The organism is Pseudolysinimonas sp., assembly GCF_044239695.1.
GTDB lineage: Bacteria > Actinomycetota > Actinomycetes > Actinomycetales > Microbacteriaceae > Pseudolysinimonas_A.
The window spans coordinates 20,275-36,348 of the sequence record NZ_JBIIAW010000020.1 but is presented as its reverse complement, the minus strand read 5'-3'; the positions used below and the strand labels follow the sequence as shown (position 1 = coordinate 36,348).

Here is a 16,074-nt window from a genome sequence, read left to right as displayed (position 1 = left end):
CAGCCCGAGGTCGACGAGGGCGAGTGCGGGAGGCCGTTCGGCGACGACGCGCAGGGCGTCGCCGACCGTCTCGGCGACGACGACGGCGTACTCGTCGAGCCCGAGGGATGCCGTGAGCAGCTCGCGCAGCTCGGCGTCGTCGTCGACGACGAGAACGACCGGGGCGCTCATCCTCCGAGTCTGACAGCCCGTGGGCGCGCCGTCGCGCAGAGGACGAGGTCGGAAGCAGACCGTCAGCTGAGCGGTCCGGCCGACCGCGATCTCTTCCGACCGGCTCGCCACCACGTCTCGACCGGGCTCGCTCAGCTTGTGGAACGCTGGCCGGGCAGCCATAGTTAGCTACATGGCTAACCAATCGGCAACGCTGGACCGCGCCTTCGCGGCTCTCGCCGACCCGACCCGGCGTGCCGTCGTCGAGCAGCTGCGCCGCGGACCGGCGAGCGTGAGCGATCTCGCCGCACGGCATCCGATGGCGCTGCCCTCGTTCATGAAGCACGTCGCCGTGCTCACCGACGCCGGGCTGATCGCCTCGACCAAACGCGGTCGGGTGCGCGAATGCCGCCTAGTGCCCACCGCCCTCGACGACACCGAACGGTGGATCGCCGACCACCAGCGCACCTGGCAGACCCGCCTCGACGCGCTCGACCGCGCCCTCGCGAAGGACGCACCGCAGAAGGGTTCCCTCGAATGACCGACCGCACCGTCACCATCTCCCGCCGCTTCGCCGCCGCCCCCGACAAGGTCTGGGCGGCCTGGACCACCGAGAGCGGCCTGCGCTCCTGGTACGCCCCGCTCGAAGGGTGGATCGTCGGCAACGCCAGCGTGGATGCCCGCCTCGGCGGCGGCTACGACGTCACCTTCGGCCCCGAACCGGAGGGCGACCTCTACCGCGAGGAAGGCACGTACAACGTCTTCACACCGATCGAGAAGCTCGCCTGGGACGGCCGGCTCACCGGCGAAGGCGCGAGCGAGCAGAGCAGCATCTCGATCACCTTCACCCCCGACGGCGACGGCACCGTGCTCGACATCACCGAGAGCGGGCTGTCGGAGGAGTCGGTGGACGATCATGAGATGGGCTGGAACGGCGCACTCGATCGGCTCGAGGAGCTGTTCGCGGCCTGATCTCGACGGCGAACGCCCGGCCGAGATGACACTTGCCGGGAGACTGAACGATCGTTTAGCATGCTGAACGTGCGTTCAACCCCGGCCGATGACCTGACGACGGTCGCCCGCATCCGCGACGCCGCGATCGACCTGTTCGGGCGCGACGGGTTCGCCGCGACGAGCGTCCGCGCCGTCGCCACCGCCGCCGGCGTCAGCCCCGCACTGGTGCTGCACCACTTCGGCTCGAAAGACGAACTGCGGGCCGCGTGCGACGCCCACCTCGTCGACGCCGTCATCGGCCGCAAAGACGAACTCGGCGACGGGGCGACGGCGGCGAGCGCGATGCAGTCCTGGTTGGCCGACGTCGACCAGTTCCGCCCGCAACTGGACTACATGGCCAGGATGCTGACCGACGGCAGCCCCGCCGCCGACCGGTTGTTCGACCTCCTCGTCGCCGGCAGCACGACGATGATCCGCGAGCAGGTGGCCGCCGGCCTGATGCGGCCGACGCCCGACCCCGAGACGACGGCCGTGTACCTCACGGCGTACGGCATCGTGCCGGTCATCCTCGGTCGGCAGATCGGTCGGCTGCTCGGCGGCGACGGGCTCGACGCGGCCGTCATCCGCCGTTCCACGCTCCCCCTCATCGACCTCTACACGCACGGTCTCTACACCGACGACCGGCTGCTCGTCGCCGCCCGCGACGCCCTCGACCGCACGCACGGCCCCCGCTCCGACAAGGGCGAGAACGACCCGAACCACGATCCCGACCCGCCGCGGGCATCCGGTTCCTGAACGTTCCCCTCCCCTCACCCCGAAAGGAGCTCGGGTTCATGACCCCTGCCATCCGTACCGCCGAGCTGAGCAAACGCTACGGCTCCCGCACCGCCCTCCACGCCCTCGACCTCACCATCCCGTCGGGCAGCGTCTTCGGTCTGATCGGTCCCAACGGCGCCGGCAAGACGACCACCCTCCGGATGCTGCTCGACATCATCCGTCCCACCTCCGGCACCGCCCGCGTGCTCGGCGAGGACCCGCGCACCGGCGGCCCGGCGCTGCGCCGGCGCATCGGGTTCGTCCCCGGCGAGCTGCGCCTCGAAGGCCGCGTGAAGGGCCGGGCGCTGCTCGATCACTTCGCCGACATCTCGGGACCGGTGAAGCCGGGCGCGATCGACGCTCTCGCCGAACGTCTCGGACTCGACCTGACTCGTCAAGTGCGCACCCTCTCGAAGGGCAACAAGCAGAAGCTCGGACTCGTGCAGGCGTTCATGCACGCCCCCGAGCTGCTGGTGCTGGACGAGCCGACCTCCGGACTCGACCCGCTCGTGCAGCGCGAGTTCCTCACGATGGTGCGCGAGGCCCGCGAGAACGGTCAGACCGTGCTGCTGTCGTCGCACGTGCTGAGCGAGATCCAGCAGACCGCGGATGCCGTGGCCGTGCTGAGCCGGGGACGCGTCGTCGCCGAAGGCGCCGTCGAGTCGCTGCGGCTGGCCAGCATCCGCCGGGTGCGCGCCGGTCTGGCCGACACGACCGAGGATGCCGTGCGTACCGCGCTCGGCAAGCTGACACACCTGCGCGACCTCGACGTCACCGCGATGGGCGAGGTCGTGCGGGTCACCGCGACGGTGAACGGCGACATCGACGCCGTCGTCAAGGAGATCGCCCGCCACCGGGTCGTCGACCTCGCCGTCGAGGAACCCGACCTGGAGGAATCGGTGCTCGGCCTCTACGGCGACGCCGCGTCGACCGAGCGCGAGACCGCCGAGGAGGCCGACCGTGGCTAGCATCCTGCCCGTCTTCCGGCGTGCCCTCGCCGACTCCTGGCGTTCCCTGCTCGGCTGGACCGTCGGCGTCGCCGGTGCGCTGGCCCTCTACCTGCCGCTGTACCCGAGCATCGGCGGCAACGGCCAGATGCAGCAGATCATCGAGAGCATGCCGCCGGAGCTCACCAAGACCCTCGGCTTCGAGGACATTGCGACCGGCGCGGGCTATGCGCAGAGCACGTTCTTCGGACTCATCGGTTTCCTGCTGCTGACGATCGCGGCGACCGCGTGGGGCTCGACGGCGATCGCCGGCGCCGAGGAGTCGGGGCGGCTCGAGCTCGCCCTCGCGCACGGCGTGAGCCGCGTGCAGTACGCCCTCGAGTCGGCGCTCGCGATCTTCGTGCGCCTGCTCTGGCTCGGCGGCTTCGCGGCGGCGCTCGTGCTGCTGCTCAACGAACCGTCGCAACTCGGTCTCGAGCCCGCGCACATCGTCGCGGCGTCCGCATCCCTCGTCGGCGCCACCCTGCTGTCGGCCGGCTTCGCGCTCGCCGTCGGCGCCCTGACCGGGCGGGCGACCCTCGCGACCGGCGCGGGTGCTGCGGTCGCGGTCGCCGGGTACGTGCTCAACGCGCTCGGCAACCAGTCCGACGATCTCGAGCCGCTGCGGTCGGTGTCGCCGTACGCCTGGGCGTTCCACGTGAGGCCGCTCGTCGAAGGCGCCGACTGGGCGGGCCTCGGCCTGCTCGGCGGCCTCGCGGCGGTGCTCATCGCCGTCGCCGCCCTCGCGCTTCGTCGGCGCGACATCGTCGGGTGACACGAGTCTGCGGGGAGCGCTCAGCTCCCCGCAGACTCCGCCGCGCTCAACCCGCTCATGGGTCAGGGGCGGCCGCCCTGCTGACCCCCGCCGGGACCCTGCTGTGCGATCACGGTTCCTTCGACGCCCGACCCCACCGAGGTGCCGTCGACGACGAGTGAGTACGTCGCACCGTCGGCGAGCGCGGTCGAGGCGTACAGCACCGACTGGAGGTCGTTGGTGGTGGTGAACTCCCCCACCACGGTGCCGTCGGCGGCGACGATCTGCACGGTCGATCCCGCCGACACGGCACCGGTGATCGGCACATACGATCCGGTGTCGGGCGACGCGAACGGCTCGCCGTTGGTGCTGAGTTCGAACAGTTCACCGCCCTCGATCTCGATGGCGCCGTTCACGTCGAGCGCGCCGTCGCCGCCGTTCGTGGCGGCGACCACGTAGACGGTGCCGCCGGTCTGCGAGTACGACCCGTTGGAGTCGATCGCGTCGCCCCCGGCCGCGACGTTGAGCACGCCGCCGGTCACGGTGAGCGTCTGGCCGCCGTCGGCCTCCATCCCACCGCCCATGCCGCCGGCATCCTGGGTCGTCTCGGTCGCCTCGGTCTCCTCCTCGGCGGTGACGACGCCGGTGCCGGTCGCGTTGACTCCGTCATCCGAGGCCGAGACCGTCACCTCGCCGCCGGCGATCGTGATCGCGAACGATTCGATGCCCTCGTAGGAGTCGAGCACGTCGATCGTGCCGTCGGCGATGTAGATGACCGTCTCCGACTTCACGCCGTCATCCGTCGCCGTGATCTCGGCGGAACCGCCCATGACGACGATGTCGGTGGATGCCTGCATCCCGTCGTCACCCGCGGTGAGGTCGAGAGTGCCGCCCTTCACGACGATGTAGCCCTTCGTGGCGTCGTCGTCCTGGTCGGACTTCAGCCCGTCGCCGCCCGCCGTGACCGTGACCGTGCCGCCTTCGATGGCGAGCGCGTCTTTGCCGCGCAGGCCGTCATCCCCCGCCGTCACGGTGATGTCACCGGAGAGCACGACGAGGTCGTCGGTGGAGGTGATGCCGTCGTTGGCGGCGTCGATCGTGAGCGAGCCGTCGCCGGTGATCGTGAGGTCGGCGTCGGCGTAGAGCGCCGCGTTGACGTCGGCATCCGCCGCACTGCCGTCGGTCAGCGTGTTGTCGCCGACGAGGCTCACCACGACGTCATCCGCCGACGTGATCGCGATGGCCGCCGTCGACGAGGAGGTGATGTCGACGCCGTTCAGGATGATCGCGACCACGGCATCCTCGGGGGCGGCGACGACGACCTGACCGTCGAGTTCCCCGGTGAGTTCGTAGGTGCCGGCCGCGGTGATCGTGACGGTGCTCCCGTCGACGGTCACGCCGTCGCCATCCACGGTCGCCGTGTCGCCGTCGAGGGTGACGGTCGCGGTGGGGGTGGCATCCCACTCGTCGTCGTTGGTCGTCGTGTAGTCCTCGTTGTCGGCGAGCACCGCCTCGGCGCCCGAATAGTCGACGCTCGTGGCGACGGTACTCGTGGTCGTGGTGGCCGTCGTCTCGGTGGCGACGGCGCATCCGGTGAGGATGACGGCGCCGAGCAGCAGCGTGCTCGCGGCGGCGGGGAGGAGGAACTTCTTCTTCATGATCTCTTTCCTTCAGTCAGGCCGCGTCGAAGTGTCGACGCAGCACTCGGGTCCACTTGTTGGCGGGCAGGGTGGGGCGCATGGCGGCGAGCCCCGTGCCGTACTTGCTCAGCGAGGCGGGCCGATGGCCGTGACGCCACAGCAGGCGGTCGAGTTCGCTCGCCGCGCCTGCGGATTTCGTCTCGACGATCACCAGACCCGGCCGGCGCAGGATGCCGCCGGCGGCGTCCTCCCACTCGAGCTCGGTGTCGACCGTCGCCCGCGAGCCGCCCGGCAGCAGCAGGGTGCGCCTCCGGTATCGCGTGCTCAGCGTCGGGGCGAGCGCATCCGGATCGATGTGCAGTTCGTCGAGCAGCGGTTCGGCATAGCTGCGTCCGTCGTCGGTCAGCTCGTCACGGCGATGGATGTCGTACTCCAGCCGCTCCTTGACGGTGGTGCTGCGTGCGCCGCGGGTCTTCAGTTCGAGGAACGCGACATCCGACTCGAGGTAGGCGCGGGTGCGCAGCTTGAACCGCCGTCGGCGGGCGTGCGCCGCCATGCGGAACGACGCGAGGTCGGGGGTGTCGAAGTACATCGACGCGTAGTGCGGCGCCTGGTTGCCGTCGATCTCGAGCACCCGTGTCTGCGCCGGGAGGAGGTTCAGGATGTCGAGCGTGTCATCCGACCTGAGCGCATACTTGCGGTCGACGCGGGTCTGCAGACTGGCGACGGCGTTGAGCTCGTCGAGCGTGATGGTGTTCATCGTGCGACCTCCGCCGCATCCCGCGGGTTGAGTGCCGCCGAAGGCGGTGTATCGAAACCCACCCGGCCAACCTCGAACTTCACATCCACCGTGGTGGTGTCGTTGACGAGGTCGAGTTCGACGACGTTGACGCGATGCACGCGCCCGCCCAGCATCCGCTCCAACGCCCCACGGAGTTGCACCTCATCCGGGTACGCGGTGTCCATGACGATCCGCTGCTGCCGGTAGCGCCGCAGCAGCCCCGGCTGGTCGGCGATGCCGATCCCGACGAGCACGAGCGCCATCACGGCGAGGCTGAACCACGGCACGGAGGTGGCGAGCCCGGCGAGGCCGGCGACGAGTCCCATCGCGAGTGCCGCGAAGTAGTACGCGACTTCGTGCTGCGAGATCTCGGTGGACCGCAGTCGGATGATGCTCAGCACGCCGAACAGCCCGAGTCCGACACCCAGCCCCACCTCGGTGGTGCCGAGGATGCTGGCGACCGCGAGCACCCCCACGTTCACGGTGACGAACGCGACGACGAGGTCGCGGCGGCGGTGCCGGAGGAAGAACATCACCACGAGGGCGGTGATCGCGATGAGGTCGGCGGCGATGAGGAGGAACTGGTTCATGGTGCCACCGTGATCGTCATTCCTATGGACTGACTAAGGACGGTCGATGGGCGCGACGGGAATCTCAGGCCGCTTCGTTTCGTCGAAAGGGGTACAGAGGGTCGGTTTCCCGGTCCTCCTTTCGGTGGACCGGGGGACGGGCGCCACCCCCGCTCTAGTGGCACCCGGAGTCGGGGCTGACGCCCCCGGAACTAGGCGCCTAGGGTGGCGCAGGCTCGTAACCCGAGCCCGACGGGGGTCACACGCAATGCTTTCTTGGGGGAATGTCGCGACGAAGCGGCGGTCAAGCTCCATCACTCGGAGCGGACGGGTGCGTGCGATCGCCGTCGGCGTCATCGTCGCCCTGCTCGGTGGCCTCGCGGTGGCGACCGCCGCGCCGGAACCCGCGCAGGCGGCCACCGTCGCCTGCGATGGCACGTCGGCGACCGACCAGAACCAGCTGCGGGTTGCCCCGAGCCACGGCACCGTCTTCTACATCGACTCCGGGCAGGGGCAGCAGCTCGACGCCGCGTACGCCGCGTACCGGGTGACCAATGTCGGCGGCAGCGCACGCACCGACCTGTGGACGAAGGTCGACTCCTTCACCGGCGGGGTCGTCGGCCTCGCCAACCCCGCGGATGCCATCCAACCCCTGGGCGCCATCGCCGCGTCGGGTTCGAACACGTCGTTCACATTGCTGAAGGCCACCGCATCCACCAGCCTCGCGCAGAGCCACGTCGTCCACGTCTACCAGGGCAAGCCGGGCACCGTCGGCGCCACCGAGCTGTACAGCTGCAGCTACACCTTCAGCAAGGTCGCCGAGACCATCAAGGCAGCCGCCAACAAGGTGACCGACCTGCAGACGACCACCTCGACCGTCATCGGCTCGACCCTCACCGTGACCGTGCAGGGCAACACCGGCACGATCGGCGCGGGCAACGCGATCGACGGCAGCATGATGTGGTTCAGCCCGGCGGCGCGCTCCACCTGGCCGACCGGCGCGCTGCGCCTGGAATCGACTCTGGTCAACCTGTACTCCAACAACGGCCGCACGAACCTCTCCGGGTCGTACGCCAACCAGCTGCGCATCCCGACCTCGTCGGGGTCGAAGTACTACTACACGGCGACCTACACCTTCCGGGTGATCGGGTCGTCGGCGGTGCCGGCGAGCGTCATCCCGATCGCGCAGATCTCGTCGGGCACGCAGATCAAGCACACCGACCTCGCCTCGATCAGTTCGGCGTCGCTCGCCACCGACAGCGCGACGGTCGCGGTGAAGGTGACGAAGGCCACCTCGACCCTCGTCGATGTCGCCGACGGCGTCTCGACCTTCTCGTACACGGTGACCCTGGCCAACAGCGGTTCCGCAGTGACCCTCGACTCGGTGGTCGACACCCGCTCGGAGGGATTGGACTACGTCCCCGGCAGCGCGCAGTTCAACGGGTCGGCGACCAGCTCGCCGACGACGATCGCGGGCGATAGCTCCTCGCTCGTCTTTTCCGGCCCGTTCGCGCTGCCGGCCGGAACCTCAGGCACTCCGACGACGCGCACGCTCACCTACCAGCTGAGCATCGCGACCTGCAGCGGCACGTTCCACTACACGAACTCCGCGACCGGGGCGATCGGGTCGCTCGTCGTCGGCTCCGACTCGTCGCACATCTCCGTCTCTCACGCCCTCGGCACCTGCGGCGACAGCACCATCACGACCTACACCGAGAACCAGGGGCTCGACCCGGAGGTGACCACGTCGCCGGCGACGAGCATCGCGACCACGACGGCGCGCATCAACGGACTCGTCGACCCCAACGGCGTCGCGGGCGCATCCATCTCCTTCAGCTACGGCACCGATCCCGATCTCGCGGGGGCCACGACGGTGTCGGCCGGCACGACCACGTCCGCGACCAGCCCGTACGCGGTCTACGCCGATCTCAGCGGCCTCGCGTCGGGCACGACCTACTACTTCCGCGTCACCGGTGGCACCGCCGTCGGCGAGATCCTCAGCTTCGTCACGTCGGAGCCCGTCGGCACGCCCACGGTGATGACCACGGCAGCCACCGACGTGACGACGGCGGGCGCCGTCACGTTCAACGGATTCATCGATCCCAACCAGGTGCCCAACGGCGCGAAGGTGAAGTTCCAGTACGCGACCGACTCCTCCGGCGGCGCGTGCACGAGCCTCGGCACGATCACGACGCCGAGCTCTTTCGTGCAGTCCGAGACCGACAGCAGCACGAGCGACGCGATCTACAGCGGCGCGTTCCCGTCGGCGACCTCCTACTCGGTCACGGGCCTCGCCTCGAACACGCGCTACTGCTTCCGCATCGTCGGCTACTACAACGCGACGACCGCGAACTGGGCGACGAGCGTCGCGGGCAGCTGGATGTCGGTGCTGACGACGACGAAGACGGCGCAGACGATCACCTTCCCGGCGATCACGGATGCCGTGTACGGCACGAGCCGCACCGCGGCCGCGACCGCGTCGAGCACGCTGGCGGTGGCCTACACCTCGAACACCCCGACGGTCTGCACCGTCGCGCCGAGCGGTGCGATCGTGCTGCTCGCCGCCGGCACCTGCTCGATCACCGCGAGCCAGGACGGCAGCGACGCGTACACCGCCGCGACCTCGGTCACCGTGGCATTCACGGTGACGAAGGCGAGCCAGACGATCAGCTACTCCCCCGTCACGTCGGTAACCGCCGGCGACTCCGTGCCGCTCGACGGCACCGCGACGAGCGGGCTCACGGTGGAGTACACCGCCGGGCCGTCGAACGTGTGCGCCATCGTCGCCGGGGAACTGGTCACCGGCCCCGACTCGGGCGTCTGCACGGTCGAGGCGACGCAGCCCGGCAACGCCGCCTACACCGCAGCCGCGCCGGTGAGCGTCGACATCACCGTGCTCCCCGGCCCGCCGGTCGTCACCACCACGAGCCTTCCTGACGCGGTGATCGGCGAGGCGTACGACGAGACCCTCGCGGCTGCCGGCGGCGACGGCAGCTACTCCGACTGGACGATCGTGTCGGGCGCCCTGCCCGACGGGCTCGTCTTCGACGACGCGACCGGCCGCATCCACGGCACCCCGACGAGCGCCGGATCGGTCGTGCTCGAGGTGACCGTCGACAGCGCCACGCTCACCAGCGTCGTGCGCGAGCTCACGCTGCGCGTCGTGAAGAAGACGCCGACGATCACCGCGAGCGACATCACGGTCACCTACGGGGATGCCGATGGCGCCGTCACCGCATCGACGACCTCGGGTGGCACGCTCTCCTACCAGGTCGGCGACACCGCCATCGTGACCGTCACCGGCGGCACGCTGCACACCGTCGCCGCGGGCAGCACGACCCTGCGCATCGTCTCGGTGGAGACCGCCGAGTACGCCGAGGCCGAGGTCACCGTCGACGTCGCCGTGAACCGGGCCCTCCTGACGGTCACCGCCCCGAGCCCGAGCGTCACCTACGGCGACCCGGCCCCGACCTACACGCCGACGGTCACCGGCTTCGTGCTGCTCGACGACGCGGGCACGCTCACCTCGAGTCCGACCTGCTCGTCGACCTACACCGCGGGCAGCGCCGCCGGATCGGCCCACGCCGTCGTCTGCCTCGACGCCGCCGCCGCCAACTACGACATCGTCTACGTCGACGGCGCCGTACTGATCGCGAAGGCGGCGCAGACGATCACCGTCTCGCCGAACGCCCCGGTCGACATGCCTCCCGGATCGACGCAGACCTTCACCGCCACCGCCTTGGGCGACGGCGTGACGTCGATCACGACGAGCGGACCCTGCGCCTGGAGCGCCGGCGTGCTCACCGCCGACTCCACCGAAGGTGAGTGCGTCGTCACGATCAGCGTTCCGGCCTCCACCAACCACCTCGCCGCCGGACCGATCGAGCGTCGCCTGCAGGTGAGCGTCAGCGCGCTCATCCCGCGCAGCCTGAGCCTCGCGCTCGACGTGCCGGGTACCTCGCACGTGCTGTCGACGGCGCTCACCCTGGTGCCGACCGTCGGCCCGGTCGCCGCGACGCCGGTCTACACCGTGGATGCCGGCTCGGCATCCGTCTGCCGCCTCGAATCCGATCTGAGCATCACGCTGCTCGCGGTCGGCGAGTGCGTCATCACGGCGTCGATCCCCGCCGACACCACCTACGCGGCCGCGAACGCCACGCTGCGCTTCGACGTGGTGCGCGCAACCCGCACGCTGGGCCTGTCGGTCGCCGCCGTCTCGGCGAACGTCGGCGGCACGGTGCGGCTCACCGCCACCCCGTCGGCCGGCGGCGGCACGATCACGTACCGCCTCGCCGACCTGGCCGGGCATTGCTCGCTCGTCGGCGACATCGTCACCGCGCTCAGCGTCGGCTCCTGCGATGTCGTCGCCGACATCGACCCCGACGCGACCTACCTCACGGCGAGGTCGAGCACCGAGCGCCTGCAGGTGCTCGCCATCCCGGCGCCGCCGACGGCGCCCAGCCCGTCGGTGACGTCCACCCCCGACGAGACGGAGGATGCCGGCGACACGTCGGCGACCACCGCGCCGTCGACGGCCGGCACCCCGCGCGCCGTCTCGGACACATCGCCGACCACGTTGGTGATCCGCTCCGCCGGGCGTCTGCCGCAGCCCTCGCCGGGTGTCGGCATCGCGCCGACCGGGATCGCGTCGAACGGCTTCCGCAGCGCCGCCGAGCTCGCGAACGAGGTGATGGGCGGCTTCACGCCCGGCACCGGCGCCCGCGTGCAGGTGACCGGCGCCCGCACGGCCGCGCAGTTCGTCATCGACCCGAGCACGATCGCCGACCCGCTCGGCATCGTCGCCGCCCTCGACGAGTCGCGCGATCGTCTCGCCGCCGACTTCGCCGAGATCACCTCCGCCGAGATCGCCGACCGTCCCGCGAACGAGCAGCTGCTCGGCGGGCGCGTCAGCCACGACGCCCGCGCCGTCTTCGAAGCCGCCGGACTCGCCGACCCGATCCTCGTCGACGACCTCGGCGTCACCGACGCCACCCGCTGGATCGTCGTGACCGCCGACGCCTCCGGCTACGTGCCCGGCAGCGTCGTCTACCTCGTCGTCACGACGCAGCCGGTGATCGTCGGTGCCGCCGTCGTCGACCGCGACGGTCTCGCCACCCTGAGCGGTGCGATCCCGGCCGACCCGCTGCCCGCCGGTGCCCACGACCTCCGCGTCGTCGGCACCCGCAGCCTCACCGGCGCGACCGCGAACGGCGACGGCGAGATCATCCTCGCCGACGAGACGATGGCCGACATCCAGCGTTTCGACGCCGGCACCTGGGCGACCGTCGAGATCACCGGAACCGCCGTCGGCGGCGGAGCGGCCGTCGCCGTGCGCGTCGTGCTGCTCGGCCTCGAAGCCCCGTGGTGGACGGTGTTCGTGCTCGGCATCCTGGCCCTGCTGCTGCTCGCCCTGCTGCTCTGGCGTCGTCCGGAGCGCGGCCGCTGGCGCATCGCCGCCGCCATGCTCGTCGGCGTCGCGTTCGCCCTGCCCGCGATCGCGGGATGGCTGACGCGGTCGTACGAGGTCATCGCGGTCGGTGCCGTCGTGGCGCTGATCGGGGCGGGGCTGGCGCTCGCGACCCGGTTCGCGGGGACGCGGCGACGGCGCGAGCACGCGAAGGCGGCCTGAATCTAGGGCGTCTCCAGCGAGCGGACGAACTGTCGCGCGACCCGTTTGCGTGCCGGCTCGAATCGCGGGTCGCGGGTCTCGTCGAGCCGATTGCGCAGCAGCCGCGGGTTGATGAGCCCAGCCGCGACGAGGGCGGTCACAAACTCCCGGTCCTTCTGCTCGTTGCGCCCGAGCTTCGACGCACACAGATCGTGAGCCTCCGGGCACACGCCGACGACACCGGGATGCCAGCTCGGCTCGATCTCGACGGCGCGCGCCCGCCAGCCGTCGGGAAGGTACGCGGTGTCCGCGGAGACCGCGTCGATGTAGAAGTCGCGTTCGTTGGCCCACTCCGAATCCTGACCGGCGAGAGCCCAGAGCCGGTTCGAGAGGTGATCCGCGATGTCGTGTTCCGGCGCGATGTCGGCCTCCGCCGACATGGTGGCTTCGGGTGGAAGCCTGTCATCGGCGAACGAGGCGAGGATCGCCTGCGACCCGAGCACGATGACGCGGGGCTGGCCGACGACCTCGCATGCCCGCACGATCGCCTCCTCGAGCTGGCGACGGTTCACGCTGCCGCCCTCGTCGCCCGATCCAGAACGGCGTTCCGCTCCTCGGGCGAGAGCAGCCCGCTGAAGGGCGACACGCTGCGCAGATCGAGGTCGCGCTGGCTGACTCCGAGCATGACGGCCACCAGACCGGCGAGGTCGTGATCCTCGATCATCCCTCCCCATTCCTCGAGCCACTCGACGGCTCCGCCCCGGAGCGTCGCGCGCATCCGGTCGAGTCGCGCACGGCCCGCCGCGAGCACGGTCTCGGGATCGGCGATCAGCTTTCCGGCAATGGTGCGATGCAGCTCCAGCCCGAGTCGCTGTTCGCGTCGTTCCAGCGTCGCGTCGGATCGCACGCCACGGGAGCTGACGACGATCCGCTCTCCCAGCGCGCCGAGAGCGCGCCCGAGGGTGCCGACCTGGATGGTGCCGGCTGCTTCCGAGCGCTCCCAGTCGAGCACCGTGGGCGCGGAGACGCCGCACCGGCGCGCCAGTTCGCGCACGCCGACGCCCTGGCGCTGCCGAGCGTCACGGATCAGGGTCGGCATTCTCACTCCCAACGTTAGGTTGTAGCCTAACAGTTGGCGTACGACTCCGACAGTGCCCCCTGAACTCGGGCTGCCCGCATCCCTCCCCGCGCCTCCATGCTGAGCATCACGCACGGATCGGGGGATTCATGGCCGGGGGATCATCGGCGTTGCTCCAAGCGGAGACCGCACAGGGTCTCGCCGAGGAGTTGCGCCGTCGCGCCGACGACTACGAGCGGATGGTGGCGAATTACGCCGCTGGCGCCGCCAGTGAACGGCGCCTCGAGCAGACGGCGGCCTGAGCGTGGATGTCTGGATCGCACTCGCTGCCACCCTGGCGTTTCTCGGCACCGCGTATCAGTGCGTCACGAACCTCTGGGCGCAACTCGACGCGATGAAGTTCTTCAAGGCACATTCGGATCTGCTCAGCGAGGATCTCCGCGATGCGAAGGAGGAGATCCCCTGGTGGCGGCCCTTCGCGCGAAGAAGGCGTAAGAAGAAGGGGCTGAGGCTGGCGTTTTCGGCACTTACTGCCGACGAGCAGTCGCAAGCGCGCGACTACGACCGCAGCGCTCTCGGCTGGGCCCTTCTTCTCGTCGCAACCTTGATCCTCGCCGTCACCGGCTGGATCAATGTTGGTTCCATTCCTTAGTGAGGGTCAGCTCGGATGCCTCTGATCAATCGAGGGCGCGACCAGACCACCCGCGGCTTTCGCCGGCTGAGTCGCGCTCCCGATATGGTCTAGCCACGTCAATGGCGACTACGAAGGCGGATCATGGAAGAGAAGTCCTGGAATGCCGCACGCTTGATCCCGACGTCGGGGATCAACGGAGCGGAAGAACAAGAGCGGCGTGCGACCTCGGCGCTGCTCGCTGTCATGAGTTCCGTGAAGGAGTTCGGGCGCGCACTGATCGGGCCGATGGGAGCGCCGTCGGGGCCGATCGAGACCTTCATCGAAGTGCCCTTCGATCTCGCCGGTCGCCGGATCTTCCCGGACGGCCTCATTCGCGCACGTCGCGGCTCGAAATCATGGACGGCCCTGGTCGAGGTGAAGACGGGCGACAACGCTCTTGCGACCGATCAGCTCGAGAACTACCTCGACGTCGCCCGCGAACACGGGTATGACGCTCTCATCACGATCTCGAATGAGATGCCGCCGTCACCGGGCATCCATCCGACAGCCGTCGATCGGCGCAAGCTGCGCAAGGTCGCACTGCATCACTGGTCGTGGACTGAGGTGCTCACCCACGCGGTGATGCAGAAGGAGTTCCGCGGGGTCGCCGATCCTGAGCAGGCGTGGATCCTCGGCGAGTTGATCAGGTATCTCGAGCACCCCAAGTCGGGCGCGATGTCGTTCGACGACATGGGCCCGAGCTGGGTCACGGTCCGCGAAGCAGTAGCCGCCGGCACGTTGCGGTCGAACGACAAGGCCGCACTGGATGTCGCCGCGCGCTTCGACGCTCTCGTACGCTTCGCCTGCCTGCGGCTGGGGCGGAAGCTCGGCACCGAGGTCGTGCCCGTCCTCACCAAGGCCGAAGCACTCGACCACGCGACACGTACGGCGACGCTGGCCGCCGACCTGGTCAAGTCGGGCGTTCTCACTGCTGCCATCCGCATTCCGAACACGGTCTCCGACATGACGATTTCGGCCGACCTTCGCGCGTCGAAGGTCACGACGTCATTCGACGTGACCGCTCCGAAGGAAGGCCGCCCGACGACCCGGGTCAACTGGCTCGTGCGTCAGCTCGCGGATTCGCCGAACTCGGTACGGGTGGAAGCGTTCTTCCAGCGGGGTCGTACCGGCACCGCGGAACTCCTTCGCGAACTGCGCGTGCAACCGACGAAACTGATCCTCGATCCCACCAAAGAGATCAAGTCGTTCACGGTCGCACAGGTGTCACCCGCCGGCGCGAAGAGGAACGCGGGCCGAGGAGGCTTCATCGACTCGGTATTGGACGCGGTCGACGGTGCCTACGAGGAGATCGGGCAGCGACTCAAGCCGTGGACCGGCACGCCCCCGAAGATCAGAGCCGACTCGGATGTCGAGGTCGAGCCCGAAATCCGTAGCGACCTGCCTTCTGCCGCACTGTCTTCCCAGGATGAATAGGCGCAGTCCCTAAGCCGTCATCGCCCGCACGGTTTGGCGTTGCGGCAGCACTTTCGTGAGACAGGCGACGATTCCCATCGCGAGCGCCGCGAAGTAGTACGCGACCTCGTGCTGCGAGATCTCGGTGGACCGCAGCCGGATGATGCTCAGCACGCCGAACAGTCCGAGCCCGACGCCCAGTCCCACCTCGGTGGTGCCGAGGATGCTCGCGACCGCCAGCACCCCGATGTTGACGGTCACGAACGCGACGACGAGGTCGCGGCGGCGGTGCCGGAGGAAGAACATCACCACGAGGGCGGTGATCGCGATGAGGTCGGCGGCGAAGGGAGGAACGTGGTTCACGTCGTGATCCGCAGGTAAGTGGTACCCGCGGCTTCCGGGTTACGGCCTTCGCTGCGGGTTCCTCTGTGTGCCTAAGGACGGCGTACGGGTCAGCATCCAGTGGTGATCTTCCTGTCGCGGCGCGTACGGCGCGCTTGTTCCGCAGCGCTGAGCTGGATCCTGCGTGGCCGAGGCGCGCAGCGATCGCCTACCCGAAAGTGCGATGACGATTGCAAGCGCGTGCCGGCTGCCGGTTGTCGACACGCGGATCACCACCTGCGCTTGCAAGTCGGGCGTTCGCGATAAGTTC

14 protein-coding genes and 1 pseudogene are annotated in these 16,074 nt (G+C 69.6%); 9 read left to right on the top strand and 6 right to left on the bottom strand.

The genetic code is table 11. From position 1 onward, the window contains the following. Positions 1-343: 343 nt before the first annotated feature. From ACILQS_RS05085 to ACILQS_RS05065, 5 genes are all read left to right on the top strand, one after another. Complete coding sequence (locus ACILQS_RS05085; protein ID WP_395639025.1) at positions 344-691, top strand: ArsR/SmtB family transcription factor; 348 nt, start codon at positions 344-346, stop codon at positions 689-691. Next, positions 688-1,122, top strand: coding sequence for an SRPBCC domain-containing protein (locus tag ACILQS_RS05080; RefSeq protein ID WP_395639024.1), 435 nt, complete (start codon positions 688-690; stop codon positions 1,120-1,122). Before ACILQS_RS05085 ends, ACILQS_RS05080 begins: the two co-directional genes overlap by 4 nt. 69 nt (positions 1,123-1,191) lie before the next feature. Then, positions 1,192-1,899 (top strand): TetR family transcriptional regulator, encoded by a 708-nt coding sequence (locus ACILQS_RS05075; RefSeq protein WP_395639023.1) that lies wholly within the window; start codon positions 1,192-1,194, stop codon positions 1,897-1,899. Positions 1,900-1,937: 38 nt separating this feature from the next. Then, positions 1,938-2,888, top strand: a complete 951-nt coding sequence (locus ACILQS_RS05070) for an ABC transporter ATP-binding protein (RefSeq protein ID WP_395639022.1) — start codon at positions 1,938-1,940, stop codon at positions 2,886-2,888. After that, entirely contained in the window at positions 2,881-3,681 is an 801-nt protein-coding gene (locus tag ACILQS_RS05065) for an ABC transporter permease subunit (protein WP_395639021.1), read from the top strand. The genes ACILQS_RS05070 and ACILQS_RS05065 overlap by 8 nt, the downstream gene beginning before the upstream one ends. A 62-nt stretch (positions 3,682-3,743) precedes the next feature. On the opposite strand, the gene ACILQS_RS05060 is transcribed toward ACILQS_RS05065, so the two are convergent. From ACILQS_RS05060 to ACILQS_RS05050, 3 genes are read right to left on the bottom strand one after another with little or no spacing between them, the layout of a single operon-like run. Continuing rightward, positions 3,744-5,318, bottom strand: coding sequence for a carbohydrate-binding domain-containing protein (locus ACILQS_RS05060; RefSeq protein WP_395639020.1), 1,575 nt, complete (start codon positions 5,316-5,318; stop codon positions 3,744-3,746). A 16-nt stretch (positions 5,319-5,334) separates the two neighbouring features. Continuing rightward, positions 5,335-6,060: a polyphosphate polymerase domain-containing protein gene (locus ACILQS_RS05055; RefSeq protein WP_395639019.1), complete on the bottom strand. Its 726-nt coding sequence runs from the start codon at positions 6,058-6,060 to the stop codon at positions 5,335-5,337. Further along, complete coding sequence (locus ACILQS_RS05050; RefSeq protein WP_395639018.1) at positions 6,057-6,671, bottom strand: DUF4956 domain-containing protein; 615 nt, start codon at positions 6,669-6,671, stop codon at positions 6,057-6,059. Before ACILQS_RS05050 ends, ACILQS_RS05055 begins: the two co-directional genes overlap by 4 nt. Positions 6,672-6,981: 310 nt before the next feature. On the opposite strand from ACILQS_RS05050, the gene ACILQS_RS05045 reads away from it, so the two are divergent. After that, positions 6,982-12,279 (top strand): beta strand repeat-containing protein, encoded by a 5,298-nt coding sequence (locus ACILQS_RS05045; RefSeq protein WP_395639017.1) that lies wholly within the window; start codon positions 6,982-6,984, stop codon positions 12,277-12,279. A gap of 2 nt (positions 12,280-12,281) precedes the next feature. Here the strand turns inward: ACILQS_RS05045 and ACILQS_RS05040 are convergent, their stop codons facing one another. Next, positions 12,282-12,830, bottom strand: a complete 549-nt coding sequence (locus ACILQS_RS05040; protein WP_395639016.1) for a DUF6036 family nucleotidyltransferase — start codon at positions 12,828-12,830, stop codon at positions 12,282-12,284. Beyond that, complete coding sequence (locus ACILQS_RS05035; protein ID WP_395639015.1) at positions 12,827-13,357, bottom strand: helix-turn-helix domain-containing protein; 531 nt, start codon at positions 13,355-13,357, stop codon at positions 12,827-12,829. Before ACILQS_RS05035 ends, ACILQS_RS05040 begins: the two co-directional genes overlap by 4 nt. A gap of 128 nt (positions 13,358-13,485) precedes the next feature. On the opposite strand from ACILQS_RS05035, the gene ACILQS_RS05030 reads away from it, so the two are divergent. The 3 genes from ACILQS_RS05030 (at position 13,486) to ACILQS_RS05020 (ending at position 15,443) form a co-directional block, all read left to right on the top strand. Next, a complete protein-coding gene (locus ACILQS_RS05030) occupies positions 13,486-13,638 on the top strand; it encodes a hypothetical protein (protein WP_395639014.1) in 153 nt (50 codons plus the stop codon). 2 nt (positions 13,639-13,640) lie between these two features. After that, positions 13,641-13,988, top strand: a complete 348-nt coding sequence (locus tag ACILQS_RS05025; RefSeq protein ID WP_395639013.1) for a hypothetical protein — start codon at positions 13,641-13,643, stop codon at positions 13,986-13,988. 225 nt (positions 13,989-14,213) lie between these two features. Further along, positions 14,214-15,443 (top strand): hypothetical protein, encoded by a 1,230-nt coding sequence (locus tag ACILQS_RS05020; RefSeq protein WP_395639012.1) that lies wholly within the window; start codon positions 14,214-14,216, stop codon positions 15,441-15,443. 57 nt (positions 15,444-15,500) lie between these two features. Here the strand turns inward: ACILQS_RS05020 and ACILQS_RS05015 are convergent. Beyond that, positions 15,501-15,785: pseudogene (locus ACILQS_RS05015) on the bottom strand (DUF4956 domain-containing protein); the annotation flags it as partial. Between the last annotated feature and the right edge of the window lie 289 nt (positions 15,786-16,074).

Bases quoted from the DNA above. Each gene is read 5' to 3' on its own strand.
- ACILQS_RS05085 (WP_395639025.1), top strand. From the start codon at position 344: ATGGCTAACCAATCGGCAACGCTGGACCGCGCCTTCGCGGCTCTCGCC.
- ACILQS_RS05080 (WP_395639024.1), top strand. From the start codon at position 688: ATGACCGACCGCACCGTCACCATCTCCCGCCGCTTCGCCGCCGCCCCC.
- ACILQS_RS05070 (WP_395639022.1), top strand. From the start codon at position 1,938: ATGACCCCTGCCATCCGTACCGCCGAGCTGAGCAAACGCTACGGCTCC.
- ACILQS_RS05060 (WP_395639020.1), bottom strand. From the start codon at position 5,318: ATGAAGAAGAAGTTCCTCCTCCCCGCCGCCGCGAGCACGCTGCTGCTC.
- ACILQS_RS05055 (WP_395639019.1), bottom strand. From the start codon at position 6,060: ATGAACACCATCACGCTCGACGAGCTCAACGCCGTCGCCAGTCTGCAG.
- ACILQS_RS05050 (WP_395639018.1), bottom strand. From the start codon at position 6,671: ATGAACCAGTTCCTCCTCATCGCCGCCGACCTCATCGCGATCACCGCC.
- ACILQS_RS05035 (WP_395639015.1), bottom strand. From the start codon at position 13,357: ATGCCGACCCTGATCCGTGACGCTCGGCAGCGCCAGGGCGTCGGCGTG.
- ACILQS_RS05030 (WP_395639014.1), top strand. From the start codon at position 13,486: ATGGCCGGGGGATCATCGGCGTTGCTCCAAGCGGAGACCGCACAGGGT.
- ACILQS_RS05020 (WP_395639012.1), top strand. From the start codon at position 14,214: ATGAGTTCCGTGAAGGAGTTCGGGCGCGCACTGATCGGGCCGATGGGA.